This is a genomic window from Haloarcula pellucida, from assembly GCF_014647235.1.
GTDB classification, from domain to species: domain Archaea; phylum Halobacteriota; class Halobacteria; order Halobacteriales; family Haloarculaceae; genus Haloarcula; species Haloarcula pellucida.
In genome coordinates, this window is record NZ_BMOU01000006.1 from 137,082 (window position 1) to 160,335 (window position 23,254).

The following is a 23,254-nucleotide window of genomic DNA, read 5'->3' on the forward strand; positions in this document are numbered from 1 at the left end:
ATCCACGAGCCACCTCTACGAGTGGTAACGGCACGTCGTAGCCGAGGCACTTGCGAATGAAGCCACCACAGACACTCGCGCACTCGACGCTCGATACGCTCCCCATCAACATCGCTGTCCTCGACGACGAGGGGACCATCCTCTTTACCAACCGCGCCTGGCAGGAGTTCGCCAGCGCCGACGACGGCGAGATGCAAGGGGTGAACTACTTCGGGACGACCGACGTCGACGCCGACGAGTACGCCGCGGAAGCCGTCGACGGCATCGAGTCCGTTATCTCGGGCGACCGGGACCTGTTCACGCTGGAGTACCCCTGCCACTCGCCGGACGAGAAGCAGTGGTTCCTGATGCGGGTCGCGCCGCTCCCCGAGGACGAGGCCGGCAGTGCCGTCGTGGCCCACATCGACATCACCCAGCGGAAACTCGCGGAACTGGCGGCCGAACGCCGCAGCGAGCAGTTGCGCGCCGAACGCTCGAACCTCGAACACCTCGTCGACAGACTGGACGGCCTCGTCACGGGGGTGATGAACGACGTGATGACCGCCGGGTCGCGGTCTGACATCCAGCAGGTCGTAGTCGACCGGCTAGCGGCCGTCGACTCCTACCAGTTCGCGTGGATAGCGGCGTTCGATTTGCGCGACGAGGCGCTCCGGCCGGCGGCGCTGTCGACGGACCGGGACGCCGACCTCGCCGTCTCGCTGTCCGATGACGACCCCGTCGCTCTCGCGGCCCGAACCGAGGAGATTCAGGTCGCGACCGACGATATCGGCGAGCACCACCGCGAACTGGCCGGCGGCAACGTCGCGTCCGTCGCGGCCGTGCCGCTCGTCGCCGGTGAGTCGCTGTACGGCGTGCTCACGGTGTACGCCGACGAGGCCAGCGTATTCGACCCGCGCGAGCGGGCGGTACTCGGAGCGGTCGGACAGGCCATCTCGACGGCCATCGACGCCACCGAGACCAGCAAGCTACTGACGACGGACAACGTCACGGAACTGGAACTGCAGATACGCGACGACGACATCTTCTTCGTCGCGCTGGCCCGGGAACTGGGCTGTCGGATGGAGTACGGCGGGAGCGTCGCCGACGACGAGGAGACGGTGATGTTCTTCCTCGTGGAGACCGAGGACCCCTCGGCGGTGTGTGCGGCCGCCGCCGACCACCCACAGGTCACCGCCGTGACGCACGTCTCGACGTCGGAGTCGGCGTCGCTGTTCGAGTTTTCGGTCGGCGACCCGCCGGTCGTCTCGCTGCTTGCCGACCGCGGCGCGGAGACCCGCGACATCACTGTGACGCCTGACCACGCCGTGTTTTCGGTGACGCTCCCGGCGACCACCGAGACGCGAAGCGTCGTCGAACACGTCCGCGACCGCTACCCCGGCACGGACCTCGTGGCCGTCCGCGAACGCGACGAGCCACCGGTCTCCCGGCAGGCGTTCCTCGCCACGCTGGAGGATCGTCTGACGAACCGACAGTTGACGGCCCTCAGGAAGGGGTATCTCGGCGGCTTCTTCGACTGGCCGCGGGACGTCTCCGGCGAGGAACTGGCCGATTCGATGGACATCTGCCCGTCGACGTTCCATCAGCACCTCCGAGCGGGCGAGCGGAAGCTACTGGAAGAGATATTCGAGACGTGGTGAGACTGCCGGACAAACCGAGGGAAGCGACCGGCGTCCCGGGTGGTCCAAAGCAGTTGGGTACACAGTTTAAAGTTGTTCTCCGCCTATTTGTTTGTAGACGATGTGTCACTCCGACCCGGGTCGTATCACGCAACCTACGCGAACGGTCGCGGCCGAGCCGACGCCTCAGACGGGTGAAACGGCTCGACAGCGGACCCGGTGTCGGTGCCTGTCGCGGCACCGACGTATCATTCGATGACCGACCTGTCGCCAGCACTCAATGCAATCTGACAACATCCGAACGAGCAAATCGATCCAACAGCAGACCGGCCGGACGTTCCACCTCGCGACCCGGGTTCTCCCGGAGCGGATTCGCTACCCGACCTACGTGATGTACGCCTTCTTCCGCGTCGCCGACGAGGTGGTCGACCAGCCGGAGGGCCCGCCACCGAACGTCCAACACGAACGGTTGGAGACGATACGAGAGGCGGCACTGGGCAACCGCGACCCCGAGGACACCGACGACGGGGCCGTGCTGGCGGCGTTTCAGGACCTCCGCGAGGAACACGACATCCCCGACGAGGAGATAAACGTCTTCATCGACGCCATGGAGATGGACATCGCACAGGCTCGCTACGAGACGTTCGAGGACCTGCGAGGGTACATGCGCGGGTCGGCCGTCGCCGTCGGGAACATGATGACGATGGTGATGGACCCGCCACAGAAAGAGGTGGCACTCCCCCACGCCGAAGCGCTCGCGGAGGCGTTCCAGTTGTCGAACTTCCTCCGGGACGTCCGCGAGGACATCCACGACTACGGGCGCGTGTACCTCCCGCAAGAGACGCTCGAACGGCACGGCGTCACCGAGGAGCAACTCGCGAACGCGGAGGTCGACGACGCCTTCCGCGCCGTGATGCAGGAGGAACTGGCCCGCACCGACGAACTGTACCGCGAGGGGGTCAAAGGAATCAGCTATCTCCCCGAGGACTGTCAGTTCGGCGTCCTGCTGTCGGCGGTGCTGTATGCCGAACACCACCGGCTCATCCGGAACCGCGGCTACGACGTGCTGACGGAGACGCCGGAACTCACCCGCCGCCGCCGGCTCTGGCTGCTCGCCCGGACGTGGTGGCACTGGCGGCGCAACGGCGACCCCGAAGCCACCTTCTACGCCGTCAGTGCCGTCTCCGAGCGCGGCCCGGACACCGTTCCGACCGACGTCCACAGTCACGGCCGACCGACCTGGCGTGGATGAGCCGGCCGTTCCCGCTCGCCCCCTCGTCACACCGATGACCCCGAGTCTCACCTACCTGCAGTTCCACGCGGTGCTGGTCCTGCCCGTGCTGGCCGGACTAGCACTCACTGCGCGCTATCGGCTGGCCAGCCGTCGGGTCGTCCTCTCGGGGACGGCCCTGTTGGCGGCGCTGGCGCTCGTCTACACGACGCCGTGGGACAACTACCTCGTCGCCCGCGGCGTCTGGTGGTACGGAGCGGGAACCGTTCTGACCCGGCTGTGGGCCGCGCCGCTGGGCGAGTATCTCTTCTTCGTCTTCCAGCCAGTCGGCGTCGGCCTGTGGGTCGCTCGCTACGGCGTCGATACGACGCGACCGCTCGCCATACCGGTGCCGACGCGGGCGCTCGGACTACTGGCTGCCGGCCTGGTCGCGGCCGTCGGCGTCGCGTTACTCGACAGTCCCGACGGCCTCTATCTCGGATCGTTGCTGGTCTGGAGCGTCCCCATCCTCGCTATCCAGTGGGCCTTCGGGTGGCCGTTTCTCGTCGCGGAGTGGCGCACCGTCGCCCTCGGGACGCTGGTCCCGACGCTGTACCTCTGGGTCGCCGACCGCATCGCGCTGGCACTGGGCGTGTGGACGCTGTCGGACCAGTACACGACCGGACTGGCGATACCCCTCCTCGGCCTCCCCGTCGAGGAGGCCGTCTTCTTCCTGCTGACGTCGCTGTTCGTCGTACAGGGACTGGTCCTCTTCGCGTGGCTCTGTGACAGATGGGGGTGACCGACCGCCTCGCGGCCCCGGCCCGCGAGACGATTCGCCGGACCGTCTTCCTACCTTCGTGGGTCGCTAGCGCCGCCCTCGCCGTCCCGTTTCTCGCCGGCCTGTCGGTCCCCCCGACACTCCAGTACGTCCCGTTGGTCGCCAGCGTCCTCGTCCTCGGCCTGCCCCACGGCGCGGTCGACCACCTCGCCGTCGCTCGCTCCCGGGGCGAGCGCCCGGACTGGCGGGCCATCGCCCGGGTGTTCGCGCTCTACGGACTCGTCGGCGGGGCCTACGCCGTCGGCTGGTTCCTCACACCGGCGGCGGCCTTCGTTCTCTTCATCGCCGTCACGTGGTTCCACTGGGGGCAGGGTGACCTCTACGCGTTGCGGGCGCTCGCCGACGCCGACCACCTCCGTTCGGTCCCCCAGCGGGCGGCCACCGTCATCGTTCGCGGGGGCCTCCCGATGCTCGTCCCCCTGCTCGCGTTCCCGGGGTGGTACCGTCGGGTCGCCGTGGACCTCGTCGCCCTGTTCGCGCCGGGCGCCGTCGCCGCCATCGAGTGGGCGTTCCGCGCGGACGTCCGGGCGGCGCTGGCGGTCGCCTACGGGGCGCTCGTGGTCGGCACGCTCGCCGTCGGCTACGCTCGCGCCGAGAATCCGGCCCCGTGGCGTCTCGACGCCGCCGAGACGCTGGGCCTCACTGCGTACTTCGCTGTCGTCCCGCCGGTACTCGCCATCGGCGTCTACTTCTGCCTGTGGCACTCGCTGCGCCACGTCGCCCGCCTGCTACTGGTCGACGACGACGCAGTCGCGGCGCTCCGCGGGCGGGACCCGACGGCGGCGTTCACGCAGTTCGCCCGCGACGCCCTCCCGCTGACCGTCGCGTCGCTGGGCTTGCTCGCGGGCCTGTACGTCCTCGTCCCGAACCCGCCCGCGACGGTGCCCGAGTGGGTCGCGCTCTACCTCGTGTTCATCGCCGTCGTCACGCTCCCACACGTGGTGGTGGTGACAGTGATGGACCGGACGCAACGCGTCTGGGCGTATTAGGACAGGCCGCACAGGAGCAACGCGTCTGGGCGTAGTCAGGACAGGCCGCACAGGAGCAACGCGTCTGGATGTAGCGTCACACCGGTGGCTGGTGAGGATGGAAACGGAGAGAAATACCGCGTTACTTGCCCTTGCCGCGGTTGCTGCGCAGCGACGGGCGGGTCTTCTCGGAGCCGGTGCCCTTGCCGCTCAGACCGCGGTTGCGGCGGCCGGCACCGGTCAGCCCGCGGAAGACGCGGTCGGTCTGGTCGTCCTCACAGATCCACGAGAGGTCGTCGTCGTTCTGGATGGCCGGGTGCTCGGGGTCGACGAGGATGACCTCGTGCCACTTCTGTCGGCCGTCCTGCCCGACGGAGTAACTGTTGAGGACGCGCAGGTTCGGGAACACCCGGGCGGCGCGCTCTTCGGAGACGCGCTGGATGTCCTTTCGGCGGGTGATGCGGGTGACGCCCTGTCGCTTCGAGCGCCGACCGGCTTTGTGACGTCGCTTGCGCGCGCTGCCTTTCCGGACGGACACGCGAGCGACGACGACGCCCTGCTTGGCCTTGTAGCCCTGCGAGCGGGCTTTGTCGAGGCGGGTCGGGCGCTCGATGCGCTCGACGGCGCCTTCGTCACGCCACTCCTGCTGGCGCTGCCACTGCAGTTCTGCGAGTTTGCCTTCCTTGGGGCTCTGCCACGCGTCTCGGATGTACGAGTATGCACTTCGTGCCATTGTGTTCACCACGGGCGTTTCGTGGTTCAAGTCGCGTCGGCGACTCACATCCCGACCTGCACACGCAGGTGCCCGCTGGCGCCCGTCGTCCAGCGAGTTACCACGGAGTTTTCGGTTAGCGCCCTTAAGCGATTCGGACCGTCCTCGTGCCTGTGGGTCGGTCACACCGACGGTCTGCTGTCGGTACGCGAGGTGGCGACGTGCACTGTGTCGCCGTCGGTCGCTATCGATCACTCTGATACCGACGCTCGCGACTGACTGCGACAGTGTGGGGGTGGAGTAGTAACTTCGGGAGTAACGTTGGCCGATAGATGCCATATCTGTGGGAAAGTTCTCCAAACCTATCGAAATACACCGCAATCCGGCGATAACTCCCCTCTCTCACTCCAAAAAGCGCTAGAACGAGATTATAATGGCGATATTGAGAATCAATAGGTGGAGAATACCTCCAAATATCCCATAATGGCTGTCTATAGCTGTGGAGTTGTGATACCGATGCGATTTGTCGCGCTATCGGGTGTGAGTCACTGCCACCTGCACGCCCGTTATCCCGAAACTAGGTCGCGGTACGATGGGCGACTCGACGGCCCGACGCCGCCGTCACGCGGCCCGTGCAATAACACATATACACGCGTTATTCTGTGTCGGATATTTGTCACTGGCCCGTGAGGTCGACCTGTATCGACTTCGCAGTGCTGAGGACCTGTCCCGTGATGTCCTCCTCCAGATACCGGCCACTCAGACGGTCTACCGGGCCACAGACGCCGAGTGCGGCGACGGTGTCGGCGTCGTCGTTCGTCACCGGTGTGGCGACGCCGACGATGCCCTCGTACTGTTCTCCTCTGCAGAATGCGACGGCGTCGTCGCGCACGCCCCGCAGCGCGGTCTTGAGTTCGTCCGGTTCCGTTATCGTGGCGCTGGTCGGAGCGACGAGGTCCGTCTCGTCCAAGACGTCGTCGACGCGGTCCTCGGAGAGCGAGGCCAGAATCGCCTTCCCCGGCGCGTTCACGTGAAGCGGGAGTCGCTCGCCTTCGTGGAACTGGGGCGACCACCCTTCGCTGGCTTCCGCGATGTACACCGGCACCCCCGACTGCGCTTCGAGTACGAACAGGACCGTCGTCTCGTCGGCGGCCGCGGCGAGGTTGTCCAGGTGGTGGCGTGCGGCCTGATACACCGGCAACGTCGCCCGGGTGCGAGAGCCGATGTCAAGCGGCCGCAGTGAGGGTTCGTACCGGCTGTCGCGTTTTACGACGTACCCGCGCGCACGGAGCGTCGAGAGGTGGTTGTGGACCACGCTCTTCGAGACGTCTAGCCGGTCGGCGAGCGCCGTTACCCCCATCGGGGCTGCCGATTCGACGAGCGTTTCGAGTAAGTCAAGCGACGTCTCCGTCGCGTCGATCGTGTAGTTCGGTGTGTCGGTCACGATGTCCGTGTGTACTGCTGCCACACGTAAAACTCTGTTCGTTACAGAAGAACGGCTGGCCGGGTGTGAACTATTGACATACATATATCCATCACGAAAGACCAGACACTATCGATTAGTACGAGCGATGCTGTGCGGAATCTGTGCGTTCTGTAGACAAGAACGGGCTGCCAGAGCGGTCGGTGGTCGAGAAATCCCGGCCGTAGTGGCCGTGCCCCTGGTATCTCGTCGACGACACCACAGGCTGTCAGCCTGTCGCTCGTGAGCGTTCTCACCACGACTTCCTAGCGCGAAAACCGTCTCACTCAGCCGTCGGTGTCGGGGACGACGACTTTCTTCAGTCCCTCGGCGTTCTCCATGCGCTCGAACGCCGTCGGGAGGTCGTCGAGACCGATTCGCTCCGTGATGAGTGCGTCGGCGTCGATGCGGCCGTACCGGAGCATCGTCACCGCTCGCTCGAAGTCCTCGGTGGTCAGCGAGAACGACCCGCGGTAGCCGACCTCGTCGAAGAAGATGTCGAAGGGACTGACCTCCATCGTCGCCTCCTGATCGGGGACGCCGAAGACGAGCGTCGAGCCGCCTTTGGCGGTCACCGCGTTGGCCTGCTTGATCGTCGGGACGAGGCCGATGGCCTCCGCGCCGACGTCGACTTTCCCACCGGCCGCTTCGGGGATGGCGACTTCGGGGTCTACTTCGTCGGGGTCGACGACGACGTCGGCACCGAGTTCGCTCGCGAGTTCACGCCGCTCATCGTCGAGTTCGGAGACGACGATGGGGCTGGCGCCGGCGTTCCGGAACGACTGCAAGAGCAAGAGACCGATGGGGCCGGCCCCGACGATGGCGACGCTGTCGCCCGGCGTGAGGTCGACCTGCTCGACGCCGTGGATACAGCAGGCAAGCGGTTCGGCGAGCGCGGCCCGCTCGAAGGACATTTCGCCGATGTCCTCGACGTTGATGGCCGGCACGCGGACGTACTCGGCGAAGGCGCCGTCGAGAATCGTCTCGCCGGCACCGCCGATACTCGTGTTGTTCTCACAGAGGTGCGTCTCCCCGCGCTTGCAGTACGAACAGGCGTTACAGGGGACGGTCGGGTTGATCGCGACGCGGTCACCGACTGCGACGGTGTCGACGTCGGCGCCGACTTCGGCGACGGTCCCCGAACTCTCGTGGCCGAGCACCAGCGGGGTCGGCGCGGTGAACGTCCCGTGGTACATGTGGTAGTCGGTCATACAGACGCTGCACGCGCCGACTTCGACGAGTACCTCGTCGTCTTTCGGCTCCGGACGTTCCCGCTCCTGTACCTCGATTTCGCCGACGCCCGTGAGTGTGGTCGCTCGCATCAGTGGTCCTCCGCGGTGACGTCGGTGGCTGTGGCGGTTCGGTGCTGCTCTGTCGTGCGGTTGTCTCTGGTCATGGTGAGTGCTGGCCGGTCAGGCCGTCGTTGGCGGTCGTCTGCGAGTCGCCCGTCGGTGAGCGTGTGCTCCGGCCGACCGGGCGAGCGCCACGGAACGTGTGGCTGACTACTGTCGTCGTCGCGCGGCCTCGGGACGAACGTTGATGGACGCCCTATTAAAACCTTTCCACGGTTCGGCCGAGAGCCACTGGGAAACGCCCGCTGTGTGGCGATTCCCGTGACCGACGGTGGCTATCCTTCCGGGAGGAGATAGTTTTATTATCCATGAACTATGTTGCTAGTCCGAGGCAAGCACATATGCCAAGCGAACGCAACAGACGGAACTTCCTGAAAGCGACAGGTGTCGGACTACTCGGCGGCCTCGCTGGCTGTACGCGAGGTGGCTCGGGTAGTGAGGGTGGCGACGGTTCGAGCGGTGACGGCTCGACCGGCACCGGAACCGGTTCGGACGGGGAACTCGCCATCTCCCTCGATAAGTACACCGGGGCCGACATCGACTGGAAACAGTTCGAGGGGACGAAGATAAACATCGGTGCGGTCCAGCACCCGTGGGTTTCGGCAATCAAGCCCGCAGTGCCGGTCTTCGAGGAGCTGACCGGCATCGACGTCGTCTGGAACATCCTCCCGGAACAGCAGTTCCGGACCAAACGACAGACCGACGTCAGTACCGGTGCCGGGCAGTTCGACGTCTTCTACATGGATCAGGTCGTCAACCAGTTCCGCGAGGAAGGGTGGATACAGCCCCTCGACCCGTACTTCGAGGACAGCAGTCTGTACGACGAGGCGTGGTACCAGCCGGACGACCTCTTCGAAGCGTCGAAGTGGCAGGCCCACGGTGGCGGCTACAGCGACACGTGGACCGGCATCCCCATCACCGTCGAGGTCCAGACCCAGTTCTACCGCAAAGACCTCTACGAGAAGCACGGCCTCGAAGTCGCAGAGACGTTAGAGCAGTTCCGTCAGAACGCGAAGACGATCCACGAAAACGAGTCCGACGTCGTCGGCACGGTGGGTCGCGGCCAGAAGGGCTACGGGATGAACATCTACATCCTGAACACGTTCCTCCGTGAGCACGGCGCCAAACTGTGGGACAGTTTCCCGGACGACTCCGGTCTCGACTCGCAGGGAGTCATCGACGCGGCGGAGTGGTACACCAAACTGCTGCAGGACTACGGTCCCGAAGGCGCGTCGACCCAGACGTGGTCCGACGTGCTCACCACGATGCAGGAGGGCCGCGCGGGCCACATCGTCGCCGACGCCAACCTGTTCTGGCCCGGTCTGACCGGCGAAGACTCGAAGGTTGCCGAGAACATCGGCATCGCGAAGGCGCCGAAACCGGCCGACGGGACGTTCTCACCGAACGCGTTCAACTGGCAGATATCCACGTCGAAGAACGCCTCGAACTCCGAGCAGGCGTTCCTGTTCATGCTGTGGGCGTCCTCGGAACCGACCAACACCTGGCTGCACCTGAACAGCAGCGCTGCGTTCTCGGTGCGCCAGTCCGTCTGGGAGAACGACGAGTTCCGCTCGCGCGTGGGTGACAACTTCGCACAGGTCACGCTCGACTCCCTGCAGGAAGCGGCGCCAGACCCGTTCGACCGGAAGTACCCCGAATGGGGCCAGCGCTACTCCGAGGAACTGCAGCGCGCCATCGCCGGCCAGAAGTCCGCCGAGGCGGCGATGACGCAGGCAGCGAAAATCGCCGAGGACATCTACAGCGGGTAACATGCGACCTCACACCAGCATCACGAGACCACCCCTCGACCCATGAGCACACCAACCCAAACAGAAACGGCAAGCAAGACGCCCCTCACCAGAGTCCGGGATCTGTGGAACGACTACCTCCCGTACTGGTTCATGGCACCGATGGTGCTGGTGATGGTGATGATCACCTTCTTCCCCGGCGCCTACGACCTCTACCTCAGCCTGATAGCCGAACCCACGTTCAACGTCTTCGAAGCCGAGTTCGTCGGGCTGAGCAACTTCGAGACGGCGTTCACCCGAGGTGGTGCGTTCCACTCGTTCGTCATCACGATCACCGTCGTCGTCAGCGCGTTGCTCCTAGAGAGTGCTCTGGGGTTCGTCCTCGCCGCACTCGTCGCCGGCGTCGAATCGGGGCGAGCGAAGTCGTTCTACCGGGTGTTGTTCATCGTCCCGATGGCCGTCGCGCCCGTCTCGCTGGCGACCATCGGTCGAATCATGCTGAACAGCGAAATCGGCATCATCCCGTACGTGATAGAGACGGGGACGCCGTTTGCGGCCCCGAACTTCCTCTCGGAGGTCCCGCTGCTGACGGTGATTCTCCTCGATACGTGGAACTGGACGCCGTTCATGTTCATCATCTTCTACGCCGGCCTCTCGTCGGTGCCCGACACGCTCGTCGAGGCCTCACGGGTCGACGGCGCGCCGCTGTGGCGTCGCTACGTCCACGTCATCATCCCGTACATGAAGACGGTCGTGTTCGTCGCCGTCCTCATCCGGCTCATCGACCTGTTCCGGACGTTCGGCGTCGTCTACGGGCTGACGAACGGCGGGCCGGGGACGGCCACCCAGCTCGTGAGCATCAACATCTACGAGCAGATGTTCATCAACAACCAGCTGGGCGTGGCCGCCGCCATCGCCATCGTCTACCTCGTCCTCGTCGTCGCGCTGTGTAACGTCATCATCGCGAAGGTCGGCTTCGAGGGGGTGTGGGACTGATGGCGACCCAGGACGCCCAGTCCGCGACCTCGTCGCAGCGCCTCGACAAGGAGACGCGGGAGAAACTCGTCACGGTGGTTCGACACACCGTCCTGCTGGGATGGTCGTTCGTCGTGCTGTTCCCGCTGTACTGGCTCGTCTCGATGTCGCTGAAGCCGCCGGGACAGGCGAACTCGCTGCCGCCCGACTGGATATTCCTGCCGACGGTGTACAACTACATCCAGCTCGCCCAGCAGTCGGACTTCCTCGCGGCGTTCGCCAACAGCGTCGTGATGGTTGCCGCGTCGGTCGTGCTCGTCCTGCTCATCGGCGTCCCCGCCGCGTACGTCCTCTCGCGGTACGACATCCCGATGCAACGGGACGTGCTCGTGTGGATCCTCTCCTCGCGGATGCTCCCGCCTATCGCCGTCGTCATCCCGTTTTTCGTCATCTTCCGGGCGCTCAACCTGTTCGATACCCGCATCGGGATGGTGCTGATGTACGTCAGCATCAACCTCTCGCTTGTCGTCTGGGTGATGAAGGCGTTCTTCGACGGCATCCCGGAGACGCTAGAGGAAGCGGCACGCGTCGACGGCGCGACCCAGTTTCAGGGGTTCCGCAAGGTCGTCCTCCCGGCGGCCAAACCCGGCATCTTCTCGGTCGCCATCATCAGCTTCATCTTCGCGTGGATAGAGCTGCTGTTCGGACTCGTGCTGACGAGCTTCGAAGCGGTGCCGGTGACGCTGTTCGTCTACTCGTTCATCGGCTCCCGGTCCATCGAATGGTCGATGCTCGCGGCCGCCTCGACGGCGATGATAATCCCCGTCGTCGTCTTCCTCGTCGCGGTCAACAAGTATCTCGCGGCCGGACTGAGCTTCGGTGTGGTGATCAAGGAATGAGCACGACTTCCCCCCGACGAGACGTACTGCTCGCGAACGACGCCCGTGCGGCGGCGAGACGGAGTCGCACAACGGAGGCTACATAATGGCTAGTATCACGATAGACGACGTAACGAAACGGTTCGGCGACGGAGACGAGTCGGTCGTCGCGGTCGACGACGTGTCTCTGGACATCGAAGACGGCGAGTTCGTCGTCTTCGTCGGCCCCTCGGGCAGCGGGAAATCGACGCTCATGCGAATCGTCGCGGGGCTCGAAACGCAGAGCGAGGGCGACGTCGAAATCGGCGACGCCATCGTCAACCAACTCGGGCCGCGTGCGCGAGACATCGCGATGGTGTTCCAGAACTACGCGCTGTATCCGAACATGACCGTCGAGGAGAACATGTCCTTCGGGCTGAAGATGTCGACGGACATGTCGGCCGACGCCATCGAGCAGACCGTCACGTCCACCGCCGAGATGATGGACATCGGGGAACTGCTTGACAACACGCCCGGCGAACTCTCCGGCGGCCAGCAACAGCGCGTGGCGCTGGGCCGCGCTATCGTCCGCGACCCGAACGTCTTCCTGATGGACGAACCGCTCAGCAACCTCGACGCGAAGCTTCGGGCGGAGATGCGGACCGAAATCAACCGCCTCCAGAACGACCTCGACGTCACCACGCTGTACGTCACCCACGACCAGACGGAGGCGATGACGATGGGCGACCGACTGGTCGTCCTCAACTACGGCGAACTCCAGCAGGTCGGCACGCCCTTGGAGTGTTTCTACCGGCCGGCCAACCAGTTCGTCGCCGGCTTCCTCGGGTCGCCCTCGATGAACTTCTTCGAGGGGCACGTCGAGGGCGGCACCCTCCGGGCCGACGGCTTCGACTTCGACCTGACCGAGCGGATGCAGTCCTCGGTCGAGGGCCGGAGCAACCTCGTGCTGGGCGCACGGCCCGAGGACATCACGCTCCACGACGAACCCACCAGCGGCCACGAGTTCGAAGCCGTCGTCGACGTCGTCGAACCGATGGGGAGCATCTCCTACGTCTACCTGCGCGCGGCCCAGCAGGACGACGACAAGACGTTTATCGTCGAGACGGACGGTCAGCGCCTCATCAGCGAAGGGGCGGAGGTCTACGTCGAGATTCCCGACGAGGACGTCCACCTCTTCGACGCCGCCACCGGCGAGACCATCCACCAGCGGAGACTCGACGCTGACGCCGAAATCGCTCTCGAAGAGGGGGTCCAGACCGCCAGTAGCTCCGCGAAGTAACGCCGGACTGGCCGCTCCGGACGTACCGCTCACCGATTGTCCGATCCACCATCCACCACATGTCATCACAGAACCTTTCGTATCACGAGACGCGTAGCGCTATCTGCGAACACGGCCGAAGCCTGCTCGCAGACGACCTGACGACCGGTACCGGCGGGAACCTCAGTGCCCGCCTCGACGAGGACCACGTCGCCATCAGTCCCTCGGGGATACCGTACGAGGATATCGAACCGTCGGACGTACCGGTCGTTCGCACGGACGGGACCGTAGTCGAGGGCGACGTCACTCCCTCCACGGAACTCCCGATGCACCTCGAAGTGTACGAACAGCGCCCCGACGTCGGCGGCGTCGTCCACACGCACTCGCCCTATGCGACCACGTTCGCCTCGCTCGGCGAGGCGATTCCGGCCTCGCACTACCTGCTGGCGTTCACCGGGTCCGAGGTGCCAGTCGCCGAGTACGAGACCCACGCGACCCAAGCCCTCGGGGACGCGGCCGTCGAGGCCCTCGGCGAGGACTACAACGCGACGCTCCTGCGGAACCACGGCGTCCTGACCGCCGACGGGTCGCTGGCGGAGGCCTACACGGTGGCGCTGATGGTCGAGTACTGCGCCCGCATCCACTATCAGGCCCGCGCTATCGGCGACCCCGAGATCCTCCCAGACGACGAAATCGACCGCCTGCAGGGCAAACTCGACAGCTACGGGCAGTGACTCCCCGCCGATGAACCACGTCGCCATCGACATCGGCGCGAGCGGCGGCACGGTGTATCTCGGCACCGTGACGCCCACCGACTTCGACGTTCGCGAGGTCCACCGGTTCGAGAACCGGCCGGTCGAGCGGGACGGCCGCTACGTCTGGGACCTCTCGGCGCTCCGCGAGCGGATGGTCGACGGCCTCGAAGCCGCGGGCGAACGGGCCGACGACGTCGACACGGTCGGCATCGACACGTGGGGTCTCGACTTCGGCCTGCTCGCCGACGGCGAGGTACTGCGGGACCCGGTCTCCTACCGGGACCCGGACGCGACGGCCTCGCGCGAGTCGCTGTTCGAGACGGTCGACAGACGCCGGGTGTTCGAGGCCACCGGCATCACCAACTGGAACACGCCGAACACGCTCTGGCAACTCCACACGCTCGCCCGCGACGAACCGACCCTCCTCGAACGGGCCGACAGCCTGCTCATGATGCCCCAGTTGCTGACGACACTGCTGGGCGGCCGACCCTGTGGCGAGGTGACCGTCGCTTCGACCACGCAGATGGTCGACCCGAGCGAGCGCGCGTGGGCCACCGACCTGCTGGAGGAGGTGTCCCTGCCGACCGACTTCCTGCCGCCGCTCGACGAACCCGGCCAGCGACTGGGGCCCGTCGCCGACGACGTGGCCGAATCACTCCCCTCGACGCCCGACCTCGTCACGCCGGCGAGCCACGACACGGCGGCGGCCGTCGCCGGCCTCCCGCTTGCCGAGGACGCCGCCTTCCTCAACACCGGGTCGTGGTTCATCCTCGGCGTCGAGCGCGAGGACCCGGTCCGCACCGACCCGGCCTTCGAGCAGGCCGTCTCGAACGAACTCGGCGTCGACGGGACCGTCCGCCTCTTGAAGAACGTCAACGGCTTCTTCCTGCTCGAAGAGTGCCGCGAGGCGTGGCGCGAGACCGGCGACCCGGTCGACTACGACCACCTGCTGTCGGCCGCCCGGAAGGCCGCGGCGCGGGCCGCGCTCGTCGACCCGGACGCGGAAGCGTTCGGCATCGACGCACCGATGCCCGAACAGATCCGCGCGTACTGCCGGCGGACCGACCAGCCGGTACCGACCGGACAGGGCGGCGTCGTCCGCTGTCTGCTCGACAGTCTCGTGACGAAGACGGCGCTGGAACTGGACGCCCTCGCGTCGGTCGTCGAGGACCCCCCGTCTAGCATCAACCTCGGCGGCGGCGGCGTCCGCAACGAGTTGTTCTGTCAGTTGCTCGCGGACGCGACCGACATGCCCGTCGTCGCCGGGCCGGTCGAGGCGACCGCGGTCGGGAACCTCCTGACGCAAGCGCTCGCCGTCGACACCCTGCCGGACCTCGCGGCCGGCCGCCGACTCGTCGAGTCGACGTTCCAGACGACGAGATACGCCCCCACTCACACCGAGGGGTGGGGTCGAGCGAAAGAACGGATGGCCGACCTCGCGGCGGACTGACGCCGACGCGGTCTCGCTGTCTTTGTAGAAGGACGGTTCGTTACCGGGACGTGTACCCGCCGTCGATGACCACCGTGGACCCGGTCACGTACGAGGAGGCGTCCGACGCGAGGTAGACGACGAGTTCTTTGAGTTCCTCCGGGCGGCCGAGCCGTCCCATCGGCGTGTTCTCCAGCCACGTCTCCTCCATCTCCGGGTTCTCGGCCAGCACCTCGTCGACGAGGTCCGTGCGCATGTACCCCGGCGCGATAGCGTTGACCCGGACGCCGCGGTCACCCCACTCGACGGCCAGCGACTGTGTCAGCATCCGCACCCCGGCTTTCGTGGTGTTGTAGCTGGCCTGCTTCTGGGGGACGTTGACGTCGAACCCGGACATCGAGGAGATGTTGACGATGCGTCCCTCGCCGCGTTCGAGCATCTGCCGGCCGACGTGTTTGGCACAGAGGAAGACGCCGTCTAAGTTGACGGCGACCACGCGCCGCCACGAGTCGATGCCCGTCTCCTCGGCCGGTGAGTTCTCGACGATGCCCGCGTTGTTGACGAGGACGTCTATCGGTCCGAGTCGGTCCGTCACGTCCTCGACCATCGCCTCGACCGACGCCTCGTCTGTGACGTCGACTTCCGTGGCGACGACCTCGGTCTCGCCGTCGAGTTCGGCCGCCGTCGCGTCGGCCTTCTCGCGGTTCACGTCGGCGATGGCGACGTCGGCGCCCATCTCCGCGAGGCCGCTCGCCATTTGCTTTCCGAGTCCCTGTGCTGCGCCGGTGACGATAGCCGTCTCTCCGTCGAGGGAGAAACTGTCGACTACACTCATGCGAACGGTCGTGCTAGTGATTTCCACGGTGATAAAACTATACATTCACTGACGTACTCGGCCCGGTCGAACGCCGTCGCCGTGGCGACCTGTCGTTTGAAGTGGGCACCTCGCCATGTCCTACGTATGCAAATCACCGATTACGAACTGTTCGCCGTTCCGCCCCGGTGGTTACTGCTCAAGCTTGAGACCGACGAGGGGCTGATCGGCTGGGGCGAGCCGATCATTCAGGGGCGACTGGAGACGGTGCGGGCGGCCGTCGGCGAACTCATCGAGGGGTACCTCCTCGGGACGGACCCGCTTCGGACGGAGTACCACTGGCGAAAGCTCTACCAGAGCGGCTACTTCCGCGGTGGGCCGGTGCTGATGAGCGCCCTCGCCGGCATCGATCAGGCGCTGTGGGACGTCAAGGGTCGCCACTACGGCGCTCCGGTCCACGAGTTGCTAGGGGGGCACGTCCGGGACCGGCTGCTCGTCCACCAGTGGATCGGCGGGGCCGGTCCCGAGGACATCGCCAAGTCCGCAGCGCAGGACTACGCTCGCGGCTACCGCGCGTTCAAACTCAACAATCCGCGAGAGTTCCGCCCGTTAGAGACGACCGCGGCCATCGACCGCGCCGTCGAACGGGTGGCGGCACTCAGAGACACCGTCGGGGACGACGCGCTCGTCGGCGTGGACTTCCACGGCCGCGTCTCGAAGCCGATGGCCCTCGAACTCCTCCGTCGGCTGGAACCGTACAACCTGATGTTCGCCGACCAACCGCTGACACCCGAACACGGCGAGGCCTTCGCCGCCCTCAACGACCGGACGAGCGTCCCCGTCTCGACTGGCGAACGCCTCTACTCCCGATACGACTTCAAGCCCCTGCTGGTCGACGACGCCGTCTCGGTCATCCAACCGGACGTCACGCACGTCGGCGGCATCAGCGAGATGCGCAAGGTGGCGTCCATGGCGGAGGCCTTCGACGTGGCCGTCGTCCCGCACTGTCCGCTCGGCCCCGTCGCATTCGCCGCCAGCCTGCAGGTGGGCTTTGCGTCCCAGAACGTCGTCGTACAGGAACAGGACCTCGAACTCCACGACCCGGAATCGAGTCAGCGTCTCGCCCTGCTCGAAGACCCCGAGACGTTCCAGTTCGAGGACGGCTACGTCGAGCGACCGACCGGACCGGGACTCGGCATCGAAGTCGACGAGGCGTACGTCCGGCAAAAGGCACAGACAGAAGTCAACTGGTACAATCCGGTGTGGCACCACGAGGACGGAAGCATCGCCGAGTGGTGACTGCGCACCCCCTGTCTTTTAGTATCTATGCGGCGTGTTGTCGGTCATGCGAACCGCAGTGTTAGTCGAACCTACCGAGTTCGAACTCCAAGACCGTTCCGAACCGTCCCCCGGCCCCGACGACGTCCTCGTCGCCATCAGAGACGTCGGCATCTGCGGGTCGGACGTCCACTACTACGAACACGGCCGCATCGGCGACTACGTCGTCGAGGATCCACTCGTTCTCGGCCACGAGAGTGCCGGCGAAGTGGTCGCGGTCGGCGAGAACGTCACCGGACTGGAAGCGGGCGACCGGGTCGCCCTCGAACCGGGCGTCCCCTGTCGCCGCTGTGCCCACTGCAAGCGCGGCGACTATCACCTCTGTGAAGACGTTACGTTCATGGCGACACCGCCACACGACGGCGCGTTCGCCGAGTACGTCTCGTGGCCGGCGGACTTCGCCTACGAACTGCCCGATTCCGTCTCCACCGCCGAGGGAGCGCTCTGTGAGCCTCTCTCGGTCGGTATCCACGCCTGCCGCCGCGGGGACGTCGGGACGGGCGATACTGTGCTGGTCACCGGTGCCGGCCCCATCGGCTTACTAGTGATGGAGGCCGCACGCGCCGCGGGCGCGACGGACGTCATCGTCACCGACGTGGTCGCCGAGAAACTGTCGCTCGCAGCCGAGCGCGGGGCGGACGTAACCGTCGACGTCACCGAGACGGACCTCGAATCGGCCGTCGAGGAGTACACCGACGGCGTCGGTGCGGACGTCGTCGTCGAAGCGTCGGGGGCCGAACCCTCCATCAGGTCGACGCTCGACGCCGTCCGGCGGGGCGGCACCGTCGTCCTCGTCGGACTGGCAGACGAGGCCACCGTTCCGTTCGACGTGCTCGAAGTCATCGACAACGAGATAGACGTCCACGGGTCGTTTCGTTATAAGAACACCTACGACGCGGCCGTGGATTTGCTCGCCGACGGCGTCGTCGACGTGGCGGGCATCATCGACTTCGAGTCCTCGCTCGACGCCATCGACGACGCCTTCCAACGGGCGATGGAGCCAGCCGTCGTCAAGGGCATGATCACGTTCGAGTCCTGAAAGCGCCGAGATAGACGCATAAAGGGGGCAAGCAATCACAAAAAGACATTTTCAGAACCAGAATCATGGGAAGAGGGCCTACAGAAGTCGAATGACTCGAATTATGGGTCCACAACTCCGGAGTTTGTTGTCATACGTGGGCAAAAATTCGCGGACCTCTCGTGACGTATCGCCTCGATCTGTGCCCGTGACGGCCGAGGCGCTTCCGGGATATCTGCGATGGTGCTCGGATGGCGTGTGGCGACGTTTCGCCCGTCGGCTGCTGTCAGTCGCTCCCGAACCGACGTCTGCGACTCCGCGGGCGAGTCTCTGTCGGAACGATCCGTCGACCGGACAGGCCGCATCGCTGTCGTCGGATTCCTGTCCGCTGGGAACGTCGCCGGCCCGTTATATATGGGGCGTTCGTCCGTCCAGATATGCCACGAGTGGTCGCCAGCGACGATCCGATGATAGACACCGCGTTGCTCCGCGAGAAACTGGACGCCGAGGTAGTCGCCGCCGAGACGGACGACGAGGCCGCACTGGCCGCGGCGGCCGAAGGGGCCGACGCGCTCGTCGTCGACGTGAACACGCCCGTGACGGCGGCGGTTCTCGACGAACTCGACGACCTGCGAATCGTCGCCCGCGCGGGGGTCGGCATCGACAACGTCGACGTGGGCGCGGCAGCCGAGAACGGCGTGCAGGTCACCAACGTCCCCGAGTACTGCACCGACGAGGTGGCGACCCACACGGTGACGCTCCTGCTCGACTGTATCCGCACCGTCGCCGCCTACGACCGGGACGTCCGGAACGGCAACTGGGGTTGGGAACGCACCCGTCCCGTCCACCGGGTGCGCGGCCGGACGCTCGGACTGGTCTCTTTCGGCCCCATCGCCCGCCGCGTCCGCGAGCAGGTCCGTGGATTCGACCTCGACGTGGTCGCCTACGACCCCTACGTCGACGAGACTGACATGGCCGAGGCCGGCGTCGAGAAGGTCACGCTTGACGACCTATACGAGCGCGCGGACTACGTCTCCCTGCACGCACCGCTGACCGACGACACCCGCGGGATGGTCGACGCCGGGGCGCTCGAGGCGATGCAGGACCACGCCGTCCTCGTCAACACCGGCCGTGGCGGCCTGATCGACGAGGAAGCCCTGCTCGACGCCCTTCGGAACGAGGCCATCGCGGCCGCCGGACTGGACGTCCTCTGTCAGGAACCGCCGGAACCCGACCACCCACTGACCGGACTGGACAACTGTATCGTCACGCCGCACGCGGCGTGGTACTCCGAGGAGGCCCGCGAGGAACTGAACGCCACCGTCGCCGCCAACGTCCGGGCGGCACTGGCCGGCGAGACGCCGCCGGACTACATCGACCCGGACACCGACTGGCTCTGAGCCTCGGTCAGCACGAGTCGAACGCCCGGCGCTCGCTCCCCAGCGAGTCGCCGCGGGTGAGCGTCGTCCGGACGTCGTATGCGAGGTTACGGAGGTAGGCCTCGACGCCGGGGTCGCAGGTTCCGGCGCGTCTGGCCTGTCGGTAGTCACAGCACAGCGCGACGGGCAGGGTAGGGAGGACGAACACGCCGGCGACGGCGACGCCGAGTGCTAACGGATGCCCTGCGGGAACGACCAGCGCCGCCCCGAGAAGGAGCGCCCACAGGATGGCGCCGTGGACGACGGTGGGGCGCCAATTGTGGGCCGGCAACCGGCCCCGGGACGCGTCACTCGCCGTCGATTCGCGCTCCCGTCGGGGCGGTTTCGATGGTTCGCACGACATACGCTATCGGACGGGATCCATCGGTATGACTGCCCGTTCGGCACACGCCGAAATCGTCCGTGGATATAAGCCGCTCCGCGGAGTAGGAGCGCCAATGCGCGAGTTCATCTTCACCATCGACTACGAACGCGGGGTCGACCCCCTGATGGACGTGTTCATCGACTACCCGGAGACCCACTCCCGGACGATCGCCTGTAACGTCACGAACGACGGGATGTGGCGGCTGGAACGGGTCGCCGGCACGGAGGCGGCGCTCGACAGACTCGACGAGGTCTTCGACGGCCCCGTCCAGTGCACGGAGTGCATCGGCACCCGGGACTGTGATACCGAGTGGCACTACAAGGTCATCGCCTCGGAGAAGGGGCGCCGCACCGTCTACAGCTATCGCTCGGAGGCCGGCGACTGTCACTCTATCCCGCGACTGGCTATCGAACACGTCGGCAACGGCGTCCTCTGTGAGACGGAACGCCGCGGCAGCCGCTGTGAGTGGCGCCTGCTGCTGTGTAGCGACGAGGGCGTCGACGACCTGTTCGGCGCGCTGGAGACGGAACTTCGCCCCGGTCTGACCGTCGAGTTCCGGCAGTTGGGCGAGCCGTCCTACTGGACCGACGAGTCGGTGACGCTGGCCGAACTCCCGCCGGAACAGCAGGCCGCCGTCGAAGCGGCGGTCGAATACGGCTACTACCGCACCCCGAGGGACGTCTCGCTGACCGACCTCGCCGAGAAACTCGACGTCTCCCGGTCGACCCTGCAGTACCGCCTCCAGCGGGCCGAGGCGTGGATCGTCCGCTCGTTCGTCACGCGGTCGATGGGACCGGTCGACGCCGACGAATCGGTCGCGGAGGGGACCCGTCTGCGGGTCGGCCGCTCGGGTGTGTGAACGACTACCAACAGCCTTTGGCATACGCCGAACTAGTGCTGATACTGGTAGCACGTTTCTACTGTGGTACGCACGCGGGTGGTGGCGTCACCGCTCGCCCTTCACCTATCATGACCACACTCAGCACACACGACGCCGAGGAACGGGAAAGCACCGCCGACGAGGAGACAACGGCGGGTGAGGACCACGTCTGTCCCGACTGCGGCGGCCATCTCACCCACGACGCGTCTCGCGGCGAGACCGTCTGTGCGGACTGTGGGCTGGTCGTCGACGAGAACGCCATCGACCGCGGCCCCGAGTGGCGCGCGTTCGACTCCGCCGAGCGCGACGAGAAGTCCCGCGTCGGCGCGCCGACGACGAAACTGATGCACGACGAGGGCCTCTCGACGAACATCGGCTGGCAGAACAAGGACGCCAACGGGAACTCGCTGTCGTCCAGTCAGCGCGAGAAGATGCAGCGGCTTCGGACGTGGAACGAACGGTTCCGAACCCGGGACCACAGCGAGCGCAACCTCAAGCAGGCGCTGGGCGAGATAGACCGGATGGGGAGCGCACTTGGCGTCCCCAAGAGCGCCCGCGAGACGGCCGGCGTCGTCTACCGTCGGGCGCTCGATGAAGGCCTGCTTCCGGGCCGCTCCATCGAGGGCGTTGCCACGGCGTCGCTGTACGCCGCCGTCCGGCAGACGAACCTCCCGCAGACCATCGACGACATGGTGGTCGTCAGCCGTGTCGACGAACAGGAGTTCACCCGCGCCTACCGCTACATCAACCGCGAACTCTCGCTGGAGATCGGCCCGCCGGACCCGGCCGACTACCTCTCGAAGTTCGTCTCCGAACTCGACGCCAGCGACGAACTGGCGATGCGGGCCCACGACCTCATCGAGAACGGCAAAGCCGCGAACGTCCACAGCGGTAAGAGCCCCGTCGGACTCGCGGCCGCAGCCATCTACGCGGCGGGCCTGCTCGTCAACGAGGAACTCACGCAGGAGACCATCAGCGACGCCACCGACGTCAGCACGGTCACTATTCGGGACCGCTACCGCGAACTCCTCGAAGCCGAGGCCGACCGCGATCCCGTCGAGGCGAGCGCTGCGGGCGGGTCGAACGCGAGTGCATAGCGAGAGCCCGAACGGAGTGGTGTCTCGGAGCGAAGCAGCGAGCGGACGGTGACCGGAGCGGCCCGAGAGCGGGCCAGTAGGACGACCGTACCGAAGCCCGCGCCCTTTTAGTCCCGTCACGCGGATACACCGGTATGTCTCGTTCGGGGTCGGACCACAGCGTCCCGGCCGACCTGCTACTCGTCGTCGCGAGCGTGGTATTCGCGGCCGTCGTCGCGTTCTCCCCCGCCGGTGCGTGGACGCCACTCGCCATCGTCGTCGGGATCCCCTTCGTCGTGCTCGTACCCGGCTACGCCCTCGTTTCGGCGGTGTTCCCGCGGGCCGGCGAGGCGGCACCGGGGGCGACGACGCGGACCTCGTGGCTGGCCCGCCTCGGCCTGAGCGTCGGCGGGAGCGTCGTCGCCGTCGCCGTCGTCGGCGGTGTCCTCGACTTCACTATCTGGGGGTTTCAACGGACGGCCGTCGTCGGCGGTCTGTGTCTTTTGACGCTTCTGGCGACGGCCGTGGCGTGGAGTCGCCGCAGGCGCGTGCCGGCCGACGTGCGGGCGGGGACCGACTTCGGGAGCGTCCGCGACCGGACCGTCGCTGTCGTCACCGACGAGGGTACTCTCGGCATCGCGCTGACCGTCCTCGTCCTCGTCGCCGGGGTCGGTGCTGTCGGCGTCGTCGCACAGGAGGCTACCGACGCCGCGGGCGTCACCGAGTTCTACCTCCTCGGTGAGAACGACGCCGGCGAACTCAGGGCTGGCGACCACCCGACCGAACTCACCGTCGGCGACCCGACGACCGTCGGTGTCGGCGTCGGTGCCCGCGGCCCCGACGGGTTCGACGGCACCGTCGTCGGTCGACTCGAACGCGTTACGGTCGAGAACGACACCGTCACCGTCACCGACTCCGAGGAACTGGTTCGGTTCCCGGTGTCGGTCGCCGCCGGCGAGTCGGCGGTCACCAGACACACGATTCGGCCGACGACGGCGGGGGACGCCCTTCGACTGACCTACCGCCTGTACCGCTCCGACGCCCAGTCACCGGTCAGACAGGTGCACGTCTGGGTGCGCGTCTCCGACGGGCCGTAACTGTCGGCATCTATATGTAGGCAA

General features: G+C 66.3%; 21 protein-coding genes. 16 read left to right on the forward strand and 5 right to left on the reverse strand.

The annotated features are described in order from the left end of the window. Window positions 1-56 precede the first annotated feature (56 nt). From IEY28_RS17415 to IEY28_RS17430, 4 genes are all read left to right on the forward strand, one after another. Entirely contained in the window at window positions 57-1,637 is a 1,581-nt protein-coding gene (locus tag IEY28_RS17415) for a bacterio-opsin activator domain-containing protein (protein WP_189000911.1), read from the forward strand. Between the two features lie 259 nt (window positions 1,638-1,896). Next, on the forward strand, window positions 1,897-2,868 hold the full coding sequence (locus IEY28_RS17420; protein ID WP_189000915.1) for a phytoene/squalene synthase family protein: 972 nt from the start codon (window positions 1,897-1,899) through the stop codon (window positions 2,866-2,868). Window positions 2,869-2,902: 34 nt separating this feature from the next. Beyond that, window positions 2,903-3,628: a lycopene cyclase domain-containing protein gene (locus IEY28_RS17425; RefSeq protein ID WP_189000918.1), complete on the forward strand. Its 726-nt coding sequence runs from the start codon at window positions 2,903-2,905 to the stop codon at window positions 3,626-3,628. Then, on the forward strand, window positions 3,619-4,656 hold the full coding sequence (locus IEY28_RS17430) for a Brp/Blh family beta-carotene 15,15'-dioxygenase (protein WP_189000921.1): 1,038 nt from the start codon (window positions 3,619-3,621) through the stop codon (window positions 4,654-4,656). The genes IEY28_RS17425 and IEY28_RS17430 overlap by 10 nt, the downstream gene beginning before the upstream one ends. Window positions 4,657-4,777: 121 nt before the next feature. Here IEY28_RS17430 and IEY28_RS17435 read toward each other — a convergent pair whose 3' ends face one another. The 3 genes from IEY28_RS17435 to IEY28_RS17445 form a co-directional block, all read right to left on the reverse strand. Further along, entirely contained in the window at window positions 4,778-5,368 is a 591-nt protein-coding gene (locus IEY28_RS17435; protein ID WP_189000922.1) for a 50S ribosomal protein L15e, read from the reverse strand. Window positions 5,369-6,023: 655 nt separating this feature from the next. Next, complete coding sequence (locus IEY28_RS17440; protein WP_229783175.1) at window positions 6,024-6,815, reverse strand: IclR family transcriptional regulator; 792 nt, start codon at window positions 6,813-6,815, stop codon at window positions 6,024-6,026. A gap of 281 nt (window positions 6,816-7,096) precedes the next feature. After that, window positions 7,097-8,131, reverse strand: coding sequence for an alcohol dehydrogenase catalytic domain-containing protein (locus IEY28_RS17445; protein WP_189000925.1), 1,035 nt, complete (start codon window positions 8,129-8,131; stop codon window positions 7,097-7,099). Window positions 8,132-8,502: 371 nt separating this feature from the next. On the opposite strand from IEY28_RS17445, the gene IEY28_RS17450 reads away from it, so the two are divergent. From IEY28_RS17450 to IEY28_RS17475, 6 genes are all read left to right on the forward strand, one after another. Continuing rightward, a complete protein-coding gene (locus IEY28_RS17450) occupies window positions 8,503-9,930 on the forward strand; it encodes an ABC transporter substrate-binding protein (protein ID WP_189000928.1) in 1,428 nt (475 codons plus the stop codon). A gap of 42 nt (window positions 9,931-9,972) precedes the next feature. Next, window positions 9,973-10,905, forward strand: a complete 933-nt coding sequence (locus tag IEY28_RS17455) for a carbohydrate ABC transporter permease (protein ID WP_189000931.1) — start codon at window positions 9,973-9,975, stop codon at window positions 10,903-10,905. Continuing rightward, window positions 10,905-11,783, forward strand: a complete 879-nt coding sequence (locus tag IEY28_RS17460; RefSeq protein WP_189000934.1) for a carbohydrate ABC transporter permease — start codon at window positions 10,905-10,907, stop codon at window positions 11,781-11,783. The genes IEY28_RS17455 and IEY28_RS17460 overlap by 1 nt, the downstream gene beginning before the upstream one ends. An 85-nt stretch (window positions 11,784-11,868) precedes the next feature. Continuing rightward, entirely contained in the window at window positions 11,869-13,041 is a 1,173-nt protein-coding gene (locus IEY28_RS17465; RefSeq protein ID WP_189000937.1) for an ABC transporter ATP-binding protein, read from the forward strand. 59 nt (window positions 13,042-13,100) lie between these two features. After that, a complete protein-coding gene (locus IEY28_RS17470) occupies window positions 13,101-13,754 on the forward strand; it encodes a class II aldolase/adducin family protein (RefSeq protein ID WP_189000940.1) in 654 nt (217 codons plus the stop codon). Between the two features lie 10 nt (window positions 13,755-13,764). Beyond that, window positions 13,765-15,225, forward strand: a complete 1,461-nt coding sequence (locus tag IEY28_RS17475; protein ID WP_189000944.1) for a rhamnulokinase — start codon at window positions 13,765-13,767, stop codon at window positions 15,223-15,225. A gap of 40 nt (window positions 15,226-15,265) precedes the next feature. On the opposite strand, the gene IEY28_RS17480 is transcribed toward IEY28_RS17475, so the two are convergent. Further along, window positions 15,266-16,039: an SDR family NAD(P)-dependent oxidoreductase gene (locus tag IEY28_RS17480; protein WP_189000947.1), complete on the reverse strand. Its 774-nt coding sequence runs from the start codon at window positions 16,037-16,039 to the stop codon at window positions 15,266-15,268. Between the two features lie 126 nt (window positions 16,040-16,165). Here IEY28_RS17480 and dgoD point away from each other — a divergent pair, with 126 nt between their 5' ends. The 3 genes from dgoD (at window position 16,166) to IEY28_RS17495 (ending at window position 19,774) form a co-directional block, all read left to right on the forward strand. Then, on the forward strand, window positions 16,166-17,317 hold the full coding sequence (gene dgoD, locus IEY28_RS17485; RefSeq protein ID WP_189000950.1) for a galactonate dehydratase: 1,152 nt from the start codon (window positions 16,166-16,168) through the stop codon (window positions 17,315-17,317). A 46-nt stretch (window positions 17,318-17,363) separates the two neighbouring features. Further along, window positions 17,364-18,395 carry an NAD(P)-dependent alcohol dehydrogenase gene (locus IEY28_RS17490; protein WP_189000953.1) on the forward strand — a complete coding sequence of 344 codons (1,032 nt, stop codon included), beginning with the start codon at window positions 17,364-17,366 and terminating at the stop codon, window positions 18,393-18,395. Between the two features lie 416 nt (window positions 18,396-18,811). Next, on the forward strand, window positions 18,812-19,774 hold the full coding sequence (locus IEY28_RS17495) for a C-terminal binding protein (protein WP_189000955.1): 963 nt from the start codon (window positions 18,812-18,814) through the stop codon (window positions 19,772-19,774). Between the two features lie 7 nt (window positions 19,775-19,781). Here the strand turns inward: IEY28_RS17495 and IEY28_RS17500 are convergent, their stop codons facing one another. Next, on the reverse strand, window positions 19,782-20,156 hold the full coding sequence (locus IEY28_RS17500; RefSeq protein ID WP_189000958.1) for a hypothetical protein: 375 nt from the start codon (window positions 20,154-20,156) through the stop codon (window positions 19,782-19,784). Window positions 20,157-20,250: 94 nt separating this feature from the next. Here IEY28_RS17500 and IEY28_RS17505 point away from each other — a divergent pair, with 94 nt between their 5' ends. From IEY28_RS17505 to IEY28_RS17515, 3 genes are all read left to right on the forward strand, one after another. Then, the gene (locus tag IEY28_RS17505; RefSeq protein ID WP_189000961.1) at window positions 20,251-21,036 is read left to right on the forward strand and encodes a helix-turn-helix domain-containing protein; all 786 of its coding nucleotides are present in this window, start codon (window positions 20,251-20,253) and stop codon (window positions 21,034-21,036) included. A 110-nt stretch (window positions 21,037-21,146) separates the two neighbouring features. Further along, window positions 21,147-22,154, forward strand: coding sequence for a transcription initiation factor IIB (locus IEY28_RS17510; RefSeq protein WP_189000964.1), 1,008 nt, complete (start codon window positions 21,147-21,149; stop codon window positions 22,152-22,154). Window positions 22,155-22,288: 134 nt separating this feature from the next. Then, window positions 22,289-23,230 carry a DUF1616 domain-containing protein gene (locus tag IEY28_RS17515; RefSeq protein ID WP_189000966.1) on the forward strand — a complete coding sequence of 314 codons (942 nt, stop codon included), beginning with the start codon at window positions 22,289-22,291 and terminating at the stop codon, window positions 23,228-23,230. Window positions 23,231-23,254 lie beyond the last annotated feature (24 nt).